Below are 16,814 nucleotides of genomic sequence, written 5' to 3'. Positions count from 1 at the left end.
GGCTCATTCAATCGCGCAAGGCCCGAAGGTCCCCTGCTTTCACCCGTAGGTCGTATGCGGTATTAGCGTAAGTTTCCCTACGTTATCCCCCACGACAGAGTAGATTCCGATGTATTCCTCACCCGTCCGCCACTCGCCACCCAAGGAGCAAGCTCCTCTGTGCTGCCGTTCGACTTGCATGTGTTAGGCCTACCGCCAGCGTTCACTCTGAGCCAGGATCAAACTCTTCACTTAAAACGACATGATCCGAAGATCAAAATTTAAAGCTGCAGATGAGTGATTCTGGCAACGTATCGCTTGCTTTAAAACAATTAATAGTTGCTTGATCAAACGTCTGCAAGATGGACAATCATCCTTCCTGCAGGCGCCTTCACAAGATACCTGCGCATACTTTCAAAGATCCGGGGAAGTGGCCTCAGCGCCGTTCCCGTGTGCTGCGAAGTTTCCTTCGTAGCGAGCCGCCCATTATAGCCGGCTTTTCTGCTTCGTCAACACCTTTTTTCAAGGCCGTCTCACCGGGGTGGACGTTGTTGCCGATGCTGCTTCGTCGTTGGACCCGAGGGTCTTTCGTCGTTGCGAGCCGCCTATTATGCCGGACTTTTCGAGTCCGTCAACACCTTCGTTCGATCATCTCGTTCGTCGGTGGTGGCGTTGCTGTTTGCGTGCCGTTTCCGAAGAAGCGGTGCGCTGCAGCAAGGGAGCGAATTCTAGAGATCCTGCAGATTTCGTCAAGCGCTTTTTTGCATGGTGATGACAGAAGCACCGCGACATCAGGCATGGCGTACGCTCGAAGATCGCTGCGGCGTTGCCCGCGCGTTGCGCGGTCAACGCCGCAACCGCTATCAATGCATGGATGCACACAGGAGAGACGGCAATGAACATGCAGGTGCGGCAAGCATGGTGGCGCGACCTTTCAGTACCGGCCCTCGTTGCCGGCTTCATTACTGTGCTGGTTGGCTTCGCCAGTTCGGCCGTCATCGTGTTCCAGGCTGCACAAGCCGTCGGTGCCAACCAGGCACAGATCGCCTCATGGATGTGGGCACTGGGACTGGGCATGGGTGTCACCTGCATCGGGCTGTCGCTGCGCTATCGCGTGCCGGTGGTGACCGCGTGGTCGACACCGGGCGCGGCAATGCTGGTGGTCGGTGCCGGTGGCGCCTCGCTCGCTGAAGCCACCGGTGCATTCCTGCTCGCCGCGGTGCTGGGCATGCTGGCAGGCTTCTCCGGCATCTTCGCCCGGTTGATGCAGCGGGTGCCGATGGCGCTGGCCGCCGGCATGCTGGCCGGGGTGCTGCTGCGCTTCGGTCTGGACGTGTTCGTGGCCATGAACACCCAGCTGGTGCTGGCGCTGGCGATGTTTGCCACCTGGCTGACCGGACGCCGCCTGTTCCCGCGCTATGCGGTCATCGCCACCCTGCTGGTCGGCATCGCGGTCGCGGCCAGCCGTGGCCTGCTGCACGCACAGCAGGTACAGCTGCAACTGGCGGTACCGCAATGGGTGACCCCATCCTTGTCCTGGACGGCGGTGGCCGGCATCGCCCTGCCCCTGTTCGTGGTCACCATGGCCTCGCAGAACATTCCGGGCGTGGCGGTGATGCGGGCCTCCGGCTACGACGCCCCGGTGTCGCCGCTGATCGGCTGGATCGGTGTGGTCAATACGCTGCTGGCACCATTCGGGGCGTACGCGCTGAACCTGGCGGCAATCACCGCGGCGATCTGCATGGGTCGCGATGCGCATGAGGACCCGGCACGACGCTATACCGCCGCCATGGCGGCAGGTGCCTTCTACATCGTCATCGGACTGTTCGGTGCCACCGTGGCCGCGCTGTTCGCTGCGTTCCCGAAGGAGCTGGTGGCCTGCGTGGCCGGTATTGCGCTGTTCGGCACCATCGCCAACAGCCTGGCCAGTGCGCTGGCGGTGGAGCGGGACCGCGAGGCGGCACTGGTCACCTTCCTGGTCACCGCCTCGGGCGTTTCACTGGCCGGCATCGGCTCGGCGTTCTGGGGCCTGGTGGCCGGTGCGCTGTGCCTGCTGGTGCTGCGGCCCCGTCAGGGCCGCTGACCCACCCTACCCCGCCAATGCGGCACCGACGGTGCTCAGTACCACCGCGATGACGATGGCGATCAGTGTGGCGACCACGCTGGTGCCGCCGCGCGCGGTCAGCTCGCTGCGCAGCCGTGCGTCATCGCCGCCGGTGATGGCTCGGGCCTGGGCGATCAGGCGCTGGCAGTGTGCCAGGTACCAGCTGTTGCCAAAGATGCCGGTGGTGATGCTGAGTGCCAAGGTGATGACCAGCGACAGGCCATCCGGCACGTCCAGCAAGGTCTCCACCACGCTGATCAGCAACAGCAGGCCAGCCCACATCGCCGCCAGGCGGTACATCCTGCGGTACATCATCCAGATCAGGCCGAGCAGGAAGGCCGGCCAGTGCCAGGTGCCACTGCCCGTGGCAATGCCCTGATCCAGCCGCCAGCGCTGGCGGTAGATCGGGAAGTTGCCGCCGACCACGCTGGCGTACAAGGCCATCTCGCCCTCCAGCCCGGCAGCCACGGCCCTATCCGGTACAGCGACCGGCGCTCGATAGGGATCGGACGGATCGCCGACACTCGGCGCGATGCCCTCAACCGCAGGGGCTGCGTCGATATCCGGGGCCGGGGCCACCTCGATGGGCGTGGACGCCTGCTCCAGTTCCGACAACGGCCGCCATGAGGGCATGCCTTCGCACCAGAGCAGCGTGCGCGCCGTAACCGTCCCTTCCTGCTGCAGCTGGCGAAGACCGGCCAGATCCACCGGCCCACTGCTCTGCCTGCCATTGGCGTACCACCATTGTGCTTCCTGCATGTTTTCCGTCCTTGCTACCTGCATCGACAAACTGAAATCGCTGCCAGCGCCTACAGCGCGGCACTGGTCAGGGTCTGCACCAGCTGATGGCGCGCACCCGGCGCAAGCGTAATCTGCTCCGGGCCTGCGTTGGCCACTTCCAGGCAGACGTAATCGTGCCACCCATCGCCGACATCGGACATCCTGGCTGCGGCCTCGGCACCGGGATTCCAGGCCACCAGGGTCTGGCTGCCTTCGCTGCGGATCTCGATCCGCCGCTGCAGTACGGGGTCACGCAGTACGTAATGGCCGCCGGCACCGGTATAGATGCGATCGCTGCGACCGGGATCACGCGGATCGCGCAATGACCACGGTCCCTGTTGCAGGCGCAGCTGCGCATAGTCCTCGTACTTGTCCAGGTACTGCAGGCCATCAAGGCCCTCGACCTCGACCCGGTTGGCATCGCCCACCCGGAAATAGCTGTGCAGGGCCTGGGTGAAGGTCACCGGCGAGGTTCCGGTGTTCTGGGTGACCAGCTGCTGGCGCAGCTGGCGGCCGATGCGCATCTGCATCTGCAGGCGCAGGCCGGGATCAGTGCAGGGCGCCGGCGCCAACTGCAGCTCGACCTCACCGTCATCGCTCTGGCTGGCCTGCAGAAGCTCCCAGCGCGCGGTACGTACCAGGCCATGCGCCGGTACATCGGCACTCTGGCCCTGGCGCCCGAACCACGGCCAGCACACCGGAACGCCACCGCGGATGGGCGTAGGCAGCTCGGCGCGCGTGGGCGAAAGCCACAGCAGGTCGGGCTGCCCATCGGGAATGAACGACAGCAGCTGGCCACCAAACACACTGACGACCGCCGTGGCATTGGCGGTTCGCACCTGCCAGGCCTCCAGGCCGTGATACAGGCCGGTGCTGATGTCCGGATTCAACTGCATGCGATGACGCTCCTTGAAGACCGCGGGGATGATGTCGCGGTCAACGTGCCGCCGGCAAGGCCTTCTGCCCAGCGGGTGCGATAGCGGCCTCTTCCTGCAGCGTGCGCAGGATGCGCTGGCCGGCGCGGCCGTCCACCTCACTCCAGCCCAGGCGCTGCTGCTCGGTCTGGATCGCGCGACGCGTGGCGGTACCGATCATGCCGTCGGCGGCACCGATGTCGTGGCCACGGGCCAGCAGCAGGGTCTGCAGCTGGCGGCGCTCATCGCGGCCCAGGCCCGGGTCATCGGTCGGCCAGGCGGTGGCCAGACCGTTGCCGCCACGCAATTGCTCAGCCAGCGTCGCGATCGCCAGCGCATAGCTTTCGGCGGCGTTGTAACTGTAGATCGCGTCGTAGTTGCGGAACACCAGCAATGCCGGGCCCTTGTTGCCGGCCGGCAGCAGCAGGGCGGCGCGCGCATCCGCCGGCAGGTTGACCGGAGCCAACGCGCTGCCATCCAGCGCGGTCACGCCCTGCGCACGCCAGTCGGCCAGGGCGCGACGCTGGGTGCGCCCCGCCTGGCTGGCGTTGAAGCCGGCAGGAACGCGAACTTCCATGCCCCACGGCTCTCCGCTGCGCCACCCGGCGCGCTTGAGGTAGTTGGCGGTGGACGCCAGCGCATCGGGAACGCTGCCGACCAGATCGCGGCGGCCATCGCCATCACCGTCCACGGCAATGCGTGCATAGGTACTGGGCATGAACTGCGTATGCCCGAAGGCACCGGCCCAGGAACCGGTGAGGCCCTGGGCCTGCAGGTCCCCGCGGTCGATCAGCTTGAGCAGCGCCAGCAGTTCACCGCGGAAGAAGGGTTGGCGACGGCCGGCGCAGGACAGCGTGGCCAGTGATTGCAGCAACGGGCGCTTGCCGAACACGCGGCCGTAGTCGCTCTCCACGCCCCAGACCGCGACGATGGTGGCCGGATCGACGCCGTACTGCGCCGAGACCCGATCGAGCAGGTCGCGGTGCTGCTGCAGCATGGCGCGACCATCAGCCACGCGCTGGCGATCGACCAGCGCGGCCAGGTAGTCCCAGATCGGCGTGGTGAATTCGGGCTGCGCATCGAGCAGGCCGAGCACGCTGGGGTCCGGGGTGAGCCCGGCGGTGATCTCGTTGAAACGGTCGGGACTGATGCCCTGTGTCGCAGCGGTGGCCTGCAAGCCCGCCAGGCAGCGGCTGAAGGCCGGATCGACGGTGGCATTGGATGCTGCAGGCAGCACGGGGGGCGAGGCGAGAGCGGCCGCCAGGCCGAGCGTGGTCAGAATGGGCATGGCGTCCTCCGTGTTGCCGTTGCACGGCCATCTTAGGGGTAGCGGTACTGCTGAACCTGAAGGGGCACCGGCTGGCCGTCCGCCCTAGATGGCACGCAGCAGGCGCAGGCCGTAGGCGGGACTGTCGGCATTCCAGCGTTGCGTGACCTGCAGTCCCGCCTCCTGCAGCAGCGCCTCGAAGCTGTCGTCGGTGTACTTGTGGCTGTACTCCACACGAATCGGTTCGTCGGCCACAAAGTGGAAGGTCCGGCCATCCAGATGGACGTCCTGTGCCCGCTGGCTGACCAGATCGGTCTCGATGCGCAGCCGCGCGACGCTGTAGCGGGCACGATGACGGAAGCCATCGAGATCGAAGTCGCTGCCGATCTCGCGGTTGAGGCGCGCCAGCAGGTTGAGGGTGAATGCGGCGGTGAGGCCCTGCGCGTCGTTGTAGGCCGCCTCGATCAGGGCCGGGTCCTTGTGCAGATCGATCCCGACCAGGGCCAGGCCGTCGCGCCCCATCGTCTGGCGCATCGCCAGCAGCAGGGCGACGGCGTCTTCGCCTTCAAAGTTGCCCAGCGTGGAACCGGGGAAGAACAGCAGTCGTCGCGCGGCCTCGCGTTCGGGCAGGGGCACGGCCACGGGATGGGTGAAGTCGGCACAGACCGGCAGCATCTCCACCTCGGGCAGCGCCGGTGCCAGATGGCCGATGCTGGACAGCAGCGCGGCGCGCGAGATCTCGATCGGGGTGTAGGCCACGGGGTTCTGCAGCGCGGCCAGCAGCAGCGCGGTCTTGCGTCCGCTGCCGCTGCCCAGCTCCACCACGTGCAGGCGCGGGCCAGCGGTGCGGGCGATGTCCGGCAGCACGCGCGCCAGCAGGGCCAGCTCGGTGCGCGTGGGGTAGTACTCGGGGGTCTGCGTGATCTGCTCGAACAGGCGCGAGCCGCGTGCATCGTAGAAGTATTTGGACGGCAGCTGGCGGGGCGTGCGCGACAACCCGGCCACCACGTCGGTGAGGACCTGCTGGCGGCCGGGGGTGAGATCGGTCAACGCCTGCAGCGCATCCTGCACCGTACTCATGCGAGGTCCCTGGCCAGACGCAGCCCGGAGAACTGCCAGCGCGCCGGTGGCATGAAGAAGTTGCGGTAGCTGGCGCGCACATGGCCGCGGGGCGTCACGCAGCTGCCGCCCCGCAGTACCCATTGCCCGCACATGAACTTGCCGTTGTATTCACCGAGGTTGCCGGCGAAGGGGCGGAAGCCCGGGTAGGCGCCATACGCGCTGTGGGTCCATTCCCATACATCGCCGAACAGCTGCCGCAGTCCACGGCCCTGCGCTGCCTGCGGGTGCAGCCGATCATCATCGGCGAAATGGCCGCGCAGCGGCTGCGACGCGGCAGCGGCCTCCCACTCGAACTCGCTGGGCAGGCGCGCGCCGGCCCAGCGAGCGAAGGCATCGGCCTCGTAGTAGCTGAGGTGGCAGACCGGCGCGTGCGGATCCAGTCCGCGCCAACCGCCCAGGGTGTACTCGCGCTGCAGGGCGTCATCCCAGTACAGCGGATGCCGCCAGTCCTCGGCTTCACGCATTGCCCAGCCTTCACTGAGCCACCAGCGCGGCTCGCGGTAGCCGCCGGCGTCGATGAAGGCGCGGTACTCGGCATTGCTGACGGGACGCTCAGCGAGCGCATGCGCGGGGAGCAGCACGCGATGCGCCGGCGATTCGTTGTCGTAGGCGAAGGCGGCGTGCTGCGGCCAGGCTGCGGCACCGACGGTGACGATGCGCTCGGGTGATTCGATCCAGCCCTGCGCACTGGCAGCGCTGGCGGCAGGCTGCAGGTCCTCGCGGTAGGCGGGCTGCAACGGGTTGCACCAGAACGCATGCTTGATGTCGGTGAGCAGCAGTTCCTGGTGCTGCTGTTCGTGCTGCAGGCCCAACTGCAGATGCTGCAGTGCCTGCTCATCAAGGTCGCCTGCCGCCAGCCGCGATTGCACCTGTGCATCGACCTGCTGGCGGTAGTCGCGCACCTGCTGCAGCGATGGCCGCGACAGCAGCCCACGCTGCGGCCGGGCATGCGCCGGCCCGATGCTCTTGTAGTAGCTGTTGAACAGGTAATCCCAGGCCGGGTCATGCGCCGGTGCAGCAGTGAAACCCGCCAGCACGAAGCGTTCGAAGAACCAGGTGGTGTGGGCCAGGTGCCATTTGCTCGGGCTGGCATCGGCCATGCTCTGCAGCATGGCGTCCTCGGCGCTGAGCGGCGCGGCCAGTTGCATGCTGCGCGCACGCACCCGTGCGAACTGGTGGGCGAGATCGTGCTGCGGGGCAGCGACGGCGGCGGGTACGCTGTCCATGTGGGCAGCATCGGCGCTGGACGGTGAGTGCAATGTCATGGTTCAGCGTCACTTCGTTCACATGGATGAGCCTGCCGCATTCAAGAAGCCACCCCGAACGCCGCTAACGGCAATGCTGCGGCCGCGTCGTCACCGCGCTGGAATTCCTGCTTGCCCCTGCATCCGCTCCGCCAGCCTGCGCACTACCTGTTCGTGCTGCCCGCCCTGCTGGTTGCCGTAGTGGTATGGACCGCATTGGATACCGCAGACGTGTCCAGCCCGGCGCAGCGCATCCTGCCCTGGCTGCTGGCCTGCCTCGGTGCCGGCCTGGCCCTGCTCTACCACCAGGTACGTCCGCTCTGCCTTCTGCTGGTGGTGGCGGTCATGTTCGCGCTGCTGCACCAGGACGTGGGCGGCTACCTGCGCAGCGGCCATGTCGGCGCGCTGACACCCCTGCGCTTCCATGCCATCTCGGCGTGGCTGCCATTGCTGTTCGCCGGCCTGTCGTTGTGGCCGGAGCGCGGGCGTCGCCGCCACGACCTGCTGTTGCGCTCCGTCGCCAGCGGTACGGCATTGCTGATCTTCCTGCTGCTGGCCACGCAGCAGCCGCGCGGCATGCACGATCTGCTGTCGAACCGTCACTGGGCGTGGATCCCGGCCGACTGGAACGCGCTGGCGCAGCTGCCGGCGCTGCTGTTCCTGCTGGCCACGGCGGCGCTGGGCTGGCAGGCCTGGCGGCATCCGCGGCCGCTGCACACGGCGATGCTGCTGGCCCTGCTGTGCCTGTGGTGGATGCTGCCACGGGTATTCCTGCAGCCGGTGCTGCTGCCAGCGCTGAGCAGCGCTGCCCTGCTGCTGATGCTGGGTGCGATGCTGCAGGAGTCCTTCCACATGGCCTTCCGCGATGAGCTGACCGGCCTGCCCGGGCGCCGCGCGTTCAACGAGACCCTGCAGCGGGCACGCGGCACCTACAGCATCGCGATGGTGGACGTGGACCACTTCAAATCGTTCAACGATACCCACGGCCACGACACCGGCGACGACGTGCTGCGCCTGGTGGCCTCGCGGCTGGCGCGGGTCGGTGATGGTGGACGTGCGTTCCGCTATGGCGGCGAGGAGTTCGCGGTGGTGTTCCTGGACCGCCCGGCAATGGCCTGTGTCGATGCCGTGGAAGCCTTGCGGCAGAGCATCGAGGACACGCGCATGCAGCTGCGTGACCGCAGCACCCGCAGCCGCGACGATGACGCCGGGCGCCAGCAGCGCGGGCGCGGCGGCAGCGGACAGGTAGTGCAGGTAACGGTAAGCATCGGTCTGGCCGACACCCGCGTCGGTCCGCGGCCGGCGGCCGTGGTCAAGGCTGCCGACCAGGCGCTGTACGTCGCCAAGGACGGCGGCCGCAACCAGGTGCGCGCCTATGCCGGGCAGGGCGTGCTGGCAGTACGCGGTGGCTGAGACTCAGAGCGCGTCGAGGTAATACCAGCGGCCTTCGATGCGCAGGAAGCGGCTGTGCTCGGTCATCTTCACCGCGCTGCCGCCGCCCACCCGGTAGCGCGCGGTGAACAGGACCTCAGCGCTGTCGGCGCCGGTGACGGTGTGCTCGTGCACGGTCAGGCCCAGCCAATGCGTGCGCTGACCGGGCGCATCATCCAGCGACAACTCGGCCGGACGCGTATCCGGGTGCCAGCTCTGGCGCAGGTAGTCGGCCAGGCCCCGCACATAGGCGCTGTAGCGCGAACGCATCAGGCGCTCGGCATCCGGCGCGGCTTCACCGGCGTGGAAGCGGCCGCAGCAGGCGGCATAGTCGGCGGGCAGGCCGCAGGGACAGGGATCGGCAGGTTTTCGGCTCATATCAGCATTGTCGCCGGGTTGCGCGGATTGATCCACGCACGGCACAGGTCGCCGGGTACAGGACAGGCGTATGCTGTCGCGCCCCCACCTTGATTGATCGCCGTGCTGGAACTGGTTCCCCCCGAGTTGTGGTGGCTGGTGGTGATCGCCTTCATCGCCGGTCTTGTGGATGCCGCCGTGGGTGGCGGTGGCCTGGTGCAGCTGCCGGGACTGTTCACGGTGCTGCCGCAGCAGACGCCGGCCATGCTGTTCGGTACCAACAAGTTCAGTTCGATGTTCGGTACCGGTGCGGCGGCCTGGCGCTATGCGCGCAACGTGCGCTTCCCGTGGAAGCCGGTGTTGTTCGCGGCCGGCACGGCCTTCATCTTCTCCTTCGCCGGGGCCACGGCGGTAAGCCTGCTGCACAAGGACGCGGTGCGCCCACTGGTGCTGGTGCTGCTGATCGCGATGCTGGCCTACACACTGTGGAAGAAGGACTTCGGCGCGCTGCACCGCCCGCAGGAGATCGGTCGCCGCGAGCTGGCGATCGCGCTGGCGATCGGTGCGGCGATCGGGTTCTACGACGGCTTCTTCGGGCCGGGCACCGGCAGCTTCCTGATCTTCCTGTTCGTGCGCTTCTTCGGCCTGGATTTCCTGCGCGCGTCAGCGGCATCGAAGGTGGTGAACCTGGCGACGAATGTTGCGGCGATCTCGTTCTTCGTGCCGACCGGCAACATCCTGTGGCTGTTCGCGCTGCCGATGGCGGCGGCCAACATCATCGGTTCGGTGGTGGGCACGCGACTGGCGCTGAAGGGCGGCACGCCGTTCATCCGCAAGCTGTTCGTGGGGCTGGTGGTGGTGCTGATCGCGCGGATGGCGTGGGATACGTTCCGCGGTTCGTGAGGGACGTTATGAAATGGCAGGTGCCAACCTTGGTTGGCACGTTGTTTCAGGTCGCGAAGAGCAGCCGAGCATGGCTCGGCTCTACAGGTAGATGGACCGAGGCGCTCAGGCCTCGGCTTCTTCCGGTTCGTTGGCCTGCTGGCGGCTGCGCTCGGGCAGCTTCAGGCGCTTGCCTTCTTCGTCGTACTCGATCAGCAGCACGCCGGAGTCGTGGCGGCCGCTGATCTCGACGAAGCAGGCGCCGCCGATGAACGGTTCCAGCGTCATCACCGACTTCAGCGGTGTGGCGACCACCATCTGGAAGCCGAAGTTGTCGAAGATGTTCATCGCCAGCGCGGTGAACTCGTTATCGGCCTTGTCGAAGGCTTCGTCGAGCACCACTGCGGCGTAGCTGGGCAGCTGGCTGTCGGCGCCACCGAGCTGGTAGCGCAGCGCGGCCGCCAGGCAGGTCGTGGCCAGCTTCTGGCGCTGGCCACCGGACTTGCCGGCGCCGCTGCGGTAGATCTCGACCTGCTGGCGCGTTTCCGCATCCAGCTCGACGCCGATGAACTCCACGTGCATGCGCACGTCCAGCACCAGCTCGCGCCAACGCTTGTCCTCGCCTTCCTGCGAGCCCAGGCGGTTGACCAGCTGGCGCAGCACGGTGAACTGCGATTCGGCCAGCTCGCGCTGCTCGGTCTGCTGCTGCGACAGCACTTCGCGCAGCTGCAGGTGGAACTCGCCGACTTCCGGCAGGCGTCGGTCGTTCAGTTCGATGGTCAGCAGCGTGCCTCGGTTGAACGGCACCTGTTCCAGGCTGGCGTTCACTTCGTCCAGGCGCTGGCCGATCGACTTGCGGGCCTCGGCGCTGTGCCGCTGCAGGGCCAGCAGGTTGTTCTTGCTCTGGTTCTGCAGCAGGTCGAAGAAGCGCTCTTCGTGCTGCGGCAGGCCATCGCGTTCCAGGCGCTCGAGGCGCGCGAGGAAGTCCTCGGCCGAGGCCACCGAGACGGTGAAGTCGCCCGATTCCTCCGGCCACTGCTGGATGAAGCGACGGAAGCAGCCGATCAGCTGGTTCTCGATGCGGTTGAGGTCCTGCTGCGAGGAAGACAGCTGCTCGTTCAGCGCGTTGCTGACCTGGCGCATGTGCGCTTCCAGCGTTTCCAGGCTGAGCGGGCCCTGCTCCTGAAGGCGCTCGGCGAGGCCGGCTTCCTGCTCCTGGGCCAGGCTCGGCAGCACCAGCGCACGGCTCTGCTGGCGTGCGCGGTCAAGGCGATCGCGCTCCTTGACCAGCTGGCCGCGCTCGACACGCACGTCTTCATAGGTGCGGCGCGACTGTTCGATGTCCGCGCGCACCGCATCGATCTGCTTGGCCAGCTTGGCGAGGTCGGCATTGCCTTCGCGCAGGTCGCGCAGCGTCGCTTCGATATCGCTGAGGCGCTGCTGCGGGGCGGCGATATCGATCTCGTTCCAGCTGATGCTGACCAGCTCGTGGCAGGCCAGGCGGCGTTCGTTGTCGCGATCACGCTGGCCACGCAGGCGCGCGATGTCGGTCTCGCAGCCGGCGATGCGCTTGGCCAGTTCCTGTGCTTCACGCTCGAAGGCGCCGACCTTGTCGTGGTTGTTGAAGCCGAGAATCCAGCGACGGCGGTCACCCACCGCACTGCGGTCGTCCTTCTCGAAGCGGTCGCCCGGATGCTTGACCTGGCCTTCGCGGGTGATGCCGCGGTCAACGTTGCGCAGCTGCTTGGCGTCCACGCACTCGTAGTCGAAGCGCTTGCCGAGTTCGCGGCGCAGCCAGCTTTCAAACACGTGCTCGCGCAGTTCCAGCTTGTGCAGCAGCGACTTCGCCGACGGCTCGCGCGCAAACGCATCGTCGTTGCGGCGCACGCGGTAATAGGTGAAGCGCATGCCCAGGTGGGTACGGTTCACCCACTCGGCGACGTCGTTGTAGTGCTTGTCATCGACCAGCAGCGACAACGCGAAGCCGCCCAGCACGCGCTCGATGGCCCCTTGCCAGCCCTGCTCTTCCGAGCGGACCTGGATCAGCTCGCCGACGAACGGCAGCGCCGCTTCGGCGATGCCGGTTTCCTCGGCCAGGCGCGCGCGCAGCTTCTGCATCGGGGCCGGGATGTTGGACGGCGTGCGCTGCATCGCTTCGAGTTCCGCACGGACTTCGCCGAAGCGGCGCTCGTCATCGCGCTTGCCACCCAGGCGATCACTGATCGCGTCGTCCAGCGCCGAAGAGGCACGCTGGCGGTCCTGCAGTTCGTTCTGCGCGCGCTCGACCAGCTCGGCGAAGCCGTGGGCGTCGTCCGGCAGTTCAGCCTGCAGCTGCTGCGCGGCCTGGCGTGCCTGCTCGCGCTTGGCCTGGCGGCGGTCGCGCTCGGCTTCAGCACGGCCCTGCTCGCGTTCCAGTTCCTCGATGCGCTCACCGCCCTGCTGGCGGCGCTGCAGTTCCAGCTCGGCCAGGCGCTCGGTGTGGTTGTCGAGTGCAGCACGGCGCTGGGCTTCTTCGCCAAGCAGGCCACGGTCACGCACGTCCATCTCGCGCAGGCGCGCTTCGATCAGCGCCTGGCGGCGGCTTTCGCGGAAGCTGTCGACGCCGAGCTTCAGCGCTTCGTCGTCGCCACGCTGGCGATGCATTTCCTTCAGGTCGTTGTAGTAGGCGCGTGCCGGCAGCAGGGTTTCCACCTGGCGGCGCGCGGTGACCACCGCCTGGTGCGCGCCATCGAGCTCGGCAAAGTCGCTGACCAGGCGCTCGGCGGCGTCGAAGGTCTTCGGCGTGTCGAGCATGAAGTCGCGCAGGAAGACATTGAGGTCGCCCAGGTTCTTCGCCGACTGCGTCTTGTGCAGCAGGCGCAGCGCCATCTCGTTGTCGATGCCGAGCAGGTCGCGGAAGCGCTCGGCGTAACCGGAGAAGGTGTCGAAGTGGTGCAGGTCGGACAGCTTCTGCTTGAGCTTGCGGAGGTCCAGGTCGAAACCACCAAGATCCTTGGCGATGTCGAACGGGCGCTCGGCGATCATGTAGTGCTTGCGCACATCGCCAGCCGAGGTGCCGTTGCCGGAGATCCACAGCAGGCGCACCAGGCTGACCACGCGGCCATCGCCGGCGCGGTATTCCAGCACCAGCGCGGTCCAGGTGGCGCCCTTGCGCAGGTACTGGGTGGCGATTTCGCCGGTGCCGCTGTCCTGCTGGTCGGCCCACGCGCCACGCACGTAGGACACCAGGTTGCGGTCGCGGCCACTGCGTTCGGCTTCACGCGCGGCGGCGTTGAAGTCGACGATGGCCGGCGGCGTCAGCAGCGCGGACATGGCATCGAGCAGGGTCGACTTGCCCGAGCCGGAACGGCCGACGAACAGGAAGCCGCGCTCGGCGATCGGTACTTCGGTCAGGCCGTTGAAGGTACCCCAGTTGTGCACCTGCAGGCGGCGCATGCGGAACTGCTGCAGGCGTGGGTCCGGCAGGCCTTCGTTGAACAGGGCGGGAGTGTGCTTGGAGATAGCCATGCGATGGTCGGGTCTCTCAGGCCTCGGCGGCCGGGGTTTCGCGCAGCTGGCGGTAGACCGCCGAGAGCTGGGACACGTCTTCGGCGGAGAACAGCAGCTTCAGCGCCGGCGAGACTTCGTGGCGGTCTTCCTGGCCGCTGAGGCGGGTCAGGATGTGGTTGTCCTTCATCTTCTGCACCGCCGAAGCGACACGGCGGTTGAAGCCGGCGCGGTCGGTGGACAGGTTCTTTTCGTAGATGGCCAACGCTTCGGCCATCTCGGCATCGGCGACCACCGCGCGGTTGCCGCGCGCATCGGCCTCGGCCAGCTGCTGGCGAAGGTACAGCAGCAGCACCGAGTCGATGAAGGTCAGCGGCGAGGTGCGCAGCAGCACCGGCGCATCAACGTCTTCGGTATCGGCCTGGCGGGTGAACGCCACGCCGCTGTCACGATCGAGCACCAGTTCCAGGAACAGGTCCGCCAGCGACGAGCGGATGGCCGCCTCGCTGCGGATCAGCGCCGGCCACAGTTTGGCGTGACGCAGCTGGTCGATGCTGGGGCCGATCAGCAGCTGGCACAGCGCGCGGCGCGCATCCAGCGGCAGGCGCCCGGTATCGCCGAGGTAATACACGTCGTTGCCACGGCGGGGCTGCGCCACGGCCGCCACCGGCTCGGCCTCGTAGGCGTCTTCCGCCACGTCGGCCTGCGGTGCGTCGATGGGATCTTCATGCCAGCTCATGGCGTCTCTCCTGAGTGAACCAAACCAGCGGGATGCGGGCGCGACGGATCTGGCCGTCGCCACCACGCCATTGCGCAAGCTCCTGCTCGCCGGCAACCACGTTGCCGAAGCGCGTGCCCAGCGACAGGTAGCCGATGACGCTGCCGAGGCCCTGCGGCGCTTCGCGCTGCGACAGGGCCTGGGCGATGCTGAGCCGCGGCTGTGCATCGAGCAGGTCGTGCAGGTCGCGGCGCAGGGTACGGAAATCGATTTCGGACGAAGCGACCAGATCACCGACGCTTTCCAGGCTGATGGCCGCGGCGTCGTTGTACTCGACATTGCCATCGACCTGGGCACTGCGCGGATCGTGCAGCCTCCACTGCGACCACGAGCGCAGGCGGCTGGTGGTCAACTGCAGGTCACGGCCGATGCCACGCTGTGCGGGGAATTCGTCGCGCAGAGCCAGTGCTTCGGACTGCGCCTGCTTCAGCAGCTGGTTGAGGCGACGCTGTTCCAGGTAGCCACGGCTCTGCACGAAGCCGCGCAGGCTGCGCGCGAAGTTCTGCAGCACGTCATGCACCTGGCCACCGCGTTCGAGCATGGTGCTGGTGAAGCTGCGCAGGAAGTTGCGTTCGTTGCGGTCCAGGCGGCGCGCAAAGCCACGCGCCAGCACCGCTTCCAGCGCGGCATCGAGCTGGGCGCTCTGCTCGGCGTCGTTGAGCAGGCGCCAGAACGCCTGGAAACTGCGCCCGGCATCGCTCTCGCCGATGACGTCCACACCTTCGAACAGCTGCGACAACACATCGCCGCGCTCGCCCTCGTCGTCGATGATGCGTTCGCGGAAATCGCGATTGAGCTGCTCGAAGTCATCGCGCACACGGCGGAAGTCCTCGGTCAGCTCGTCGGCCAGGCCGATGATCTGGCGGGTGCGTTCCAGCGCGCGCTTGCCGTCCAGCGCAACCACGCGGCCAGTGCCGACCCGGGCGATTTCGGCATCGATGCGGTCGCGCTCGTCGTGCAGCGCGGACAGGCGCGCATCAGGATCGGCTTCGGTCTGCGCAGCCAGCGCCGAGAGCTGTTCAATGACCAGCGCCAGGCGGCTTTCGGTGGCGGCCACGCGGGCCTGCTCGAGGCCGTCGGCGAAGCGGATCGCCTGCAGTGCGGCGGTGGACAGCTCGTACTGCTCCTGGTCGGCGCCTTCGGGCAAACGGCGTTCCAGCCAGCCCTGGGCCAGCCAGTGCGCGATGTAGGCCTGCGCGGTACGCGGCAGCTCGCGCGAGAGTTCATCGCCGGCCAGCTGGTCCAGCGCGCGCTGCAGGCGCTCGTTGAGCACCGACGAAGGCAACGTGCGCTCGCCGTCCATCAGCAGGCCCTGCAACAGGCCGATGATTTCCGGGGCGTGGTCGGCGGCAAGCAGCTTCCACTGGGGCTGTTCGCGCAGGTGGCGGTAACGGGCAATGCGTTCGCGATGCTTCATGCAGCGAAAGAAGTCTGTAGGGCTGACAGGGACGAGCCGCCATGCACGGCTGCCGCGGGGGCAGCCGTGGGCATGCCGGCCGCCAGGGGCCGGCGCGGTGCGGGCAAGCGGCTCAGCGCTTGCCGCCCACTTCGATGAAGCGCAGGAACTCGGCGCGGGTGCGCGCGTCGTCGCGGAAGCTGCCCAGCATCTTGGAGGTGACCATGCTGACGCCGCGCTTGTGGATGCCGCGCGTGGTCATGCACTCGTGGGCGCCTTCGACGACCACGCCGACGCCGATCGGCTGCAGCACATCCTGGATGCACTGGGCGATCTGCGCGGTCATCTTTTCCTGCACCTGGAAACGACGGGCGTAGGCTTCGACGACGCGGGCCAGCTTGCTGATGCCCACCACCTTGCCGGCCGGCAGGTAGCCGACGTGCACGCGGCCGATGATCGGCGCCATGTGGTGCTCGCAGTGGCTTTCGTACTCGATGTCCCGCAGGACGATCAGTTCGTCGTAGCCGGCCACTTCCTCGAAGGTCCGCTCCATGTAGGCGCGCGGGTCGTCGCGGTAACCGCTGAACCAGTCGCCATAGGCTTCGGCGACACGGCGGGGGGTATCCAGCAGGCCTTCACGGGACGGGTCCTCACCGGCCCAGCGCAGCAGGGTGCGCACGGCATCCTCGGCCTGGTCCTGGGTCACGTCGCCCTGCGGGGCGGCCTTTTCGTTGTTCTTGCTCATTGCGTACAGCGTCCCGAACGGGGGGCGAGCATCGTACCCGACCGGGGGGTGGGTCGTCCTGTGGGGACGGTTCATCGGGGGTGACGCGCGGCGCCGGACTGCTACCGGTTTGGAGCGGGAAGGGCGGCAGGGCAGGACACGCCGTAAACCCGTCCCTGGGGGCTCGGTCGGCGCATCCATGCGCCTCACGGTCCTGCCCTGCCGCCCTTCCCGCTCCCTGACGGTTTCCTGCGGGCGCGGCCGGACCGCCCGAAAGCGGGGTCAAAAGCGGGGGTTCATGGCTTCGGAAGCGGTGTGCCGCCCTGGTGGGTGCGGACCTTGGTCCGCAC

13 protein-coding genes and 1 rRNA gene are annotated in these 16,814 nt (G+C 67.4%); 3 read left to right on the top strand and 11 right to left on the bottom strand.

Features of this window, described 5'->3' with window-relative positions; genetic code table 11:
- Positions 1-234: ribosomal RNA gene (locus tag ARC63_RS02560) — 16S ribosomal RNA — on the bottom strand; the annotation flags it as partial.
- 640 nt (positions 235-874) lie between these two features.
- Between ARC63_RS02560 and ARC63_RS02555 the strand changes: the two genes are divergently transcribed.
- Positions 875-2,062: a benzoate/H(+) symporter BenE family transporter gene (locus ARC63_RS02555; RefSeq protein ID WP_057502446.1), complete on the top strand. Its 1,188-nt coding sequence runs from the start codon at positions 875-877 to the stop codon at positions 2,060-2,062.
- A gap of 6 nt (positions 2,063-2,068) precedes the next feature.
- Here ARC63_RS02555 and ARC63_RS02550 read toward each other — a convergent pair whose 3' ends face one another.
- The 5 genes from ARC63_RS02550 to egtB all read right to left on the bottom strand — a co-directional run bounded on the left by ARC63_RS02550 (position 2,069) and on the right by egtB (position 7,392).
- Positions 2,069-2,842: a DUF2628 domain-containing protein gene (locus ARC63_RS02550; RefSeq protein ID WP_057502445.1), complete on the bottom strand. Its 774-nt coding sequence runs from the start codon at positions 2,840-2,842 to the stop codon at positions 2,069-2,071.
- Between the two features lie 50 nt (positions 2,843-2,892).
- Positions 2,893-3,759: a D-hexose-6-phosphate mutarotase gene (locus tag ARC63_RS02545; RefSeq protein WP_057502444.1), complete on the bottom strand. Its 867-nt coding sequence runs from the start codon at positions 3,757-3,759 to the stop codon at positions 2,893-2,895.
- Positions 3,760-3,799: 40 nt separating this feature from the next.
- Positions 3,800-5,065 (bottom strand): lytic murein transglycosylase, encoded by a 1,266-nt coding sequence (locus ARC63_RS02540; protein WP_010487524.1) that lies wholly within the window; start codon positions 5,063-5,065, stop codon positions 3,800-3,802.
- Positions 5,066-5,149: 84 nt separating this feature from the next.
- Positions 5,150-6,124 (bottom strand): L-histidine N(alpha)-methyltransferase, encoded by a 975-nt coding sequence (gene egtD, locus ARC63_RS02535; protein WP_057502443.1) that lies wholly within the window; start codon positions 6,122-6,124, stop codon positions 5,150-5,152.
- The gene (egtB, locus tag ARC63_RS02530) at positions 6,121-7,392 is read right to left on the bottom strand and encodes an ergothioneine biosynthesis protein EgtB (RefSeq protein WP_010487520.1); all 1,272 of its coding nucleotides are present in this window, start codon (positions 7,390-7,392) and stop codon (positions 6,121-6,123) included. Before egtB ends, egtD begins: the two co-directional genes overlap by 4 nt.
- Before the next feature lie 150 nt (positions 7,393-7,542).
- On the opposite strand from egtB, the gene ARC63_RS02525 reads away from it, so the two are divergent.
- Positions 7,543-8,823: a GGDEF domain-containing protein gene (locus tag ARC63_RS02525; protein WP_057502442.1), complete on the top strand. Its 1,281-nt coding sequence runs from the start codon at positions 7,543-7,545 to the stop codon at positions 8,821-8,823.
- A 3-nt stretch (positions 8,824-8,826) separates the two neighbouring features.
- On the opposite strand, the gene ARC63_RS02520 is transcribed toward ARC63_RS02525, so the two are convergent.
- Positions 8,827-9,219, bottom strand: a complete 393-nt coding sequence (locus ARC63_RS02520; protein ID WP_057502441.1) for a YchJ family protein — start codon at positions 9,217-9,219, stop codon at positions 8,827-8,829.
- 102 nt (positions 9,220-9,321) lie between these two features.
- Here ARC63_RS02520 and ARC63_RS02515 point away from each other — a divergent pair, with 102 nt between their 5' ends.
- Positions 9,322-10,101 (top strand): sulfite exporter TauE/SafE family protein, encoded by a 780-nt coding sequence (locus ARC63_RS02515; RefSeq protein WP_057502447.1) that lies wholly within the window; start codon positions 9,322-9,324, stop codon positions 10,099-10,101.
- Between the two features lie 105 nt (positions 10,102-10,206).
- Here ARC63_RS02515 and ARC63_RS02510 read toward each other — a convergent pair whose 3' ends face one another.
- From ARC63_RS02510 to folE, 4 genes are all read right to left on the bottom strand, one after another.
- Entirely contained in the window at positions 10,207-13,587 is a 3,381-nt protein-coding gene (locus ARC63_RS02510; protein ID WP_054172860.1) for an ATP-binding protein, read from the bottom strand.
- Positions 13,588-13,603: 16 nt separating this feature from the next.
- Positions 13,604-14,305 (bottom strand): DUF4194 domain-containing protein, encoded by a 702-nt coding sequence (locus tag ARC63_RS02505; RefSeq protein WP_005421303.1) that lies wholly within the window; start codon positions 14,303-14,305, stop codon positions 13,604-13,606.
- Complete coding sequence (locus ARC63_RS02500; RefSeq protein WP_010487509.1) at positions 14,292-15,761, bottom strand: DUF3375 domain-containing protein; 1,470 nt, start codon at positions 15,759-15,761, stop codon at positions 14,292-14,294. Before ARC63_RS02500 ends, ARC63_RS02505 begins: the two co-directional genes overlap by 14 nt.
- Before the next feature lie 112 nt (positions 15,762-15,873).
- Complete coding sequence (gene folE, locus ARC63_RS02495; protein ID WP_004141296.1) at positions 15,874-16,485, bottom strand: GTP cyclohydrolase I FolE; 612 nt, start codon at positions 16,483-16,485, stop codon at positions 15,874-15,876.
- Positions 16,486-16,814 lie beyond the last annotated feature (329 nt).

It is taken from the genome of Stenotrophomonas geniculata ATCC 19374 = JCM 13324 (assembly GCF_001431625.1).
Taxonomy (GTDB): domain Bacteria; phylum Pseudomonadota; class Gammaproteobacteria; order Xanthomonadales; family Xanthomonadaceae; genus Stenotrophomonas; species Stenotrophomonas geniculata.
Note: the sequence above shows the minus strand (reverse complement) of the source record. Positions and strands in the feature narration are given on the sequence as shown.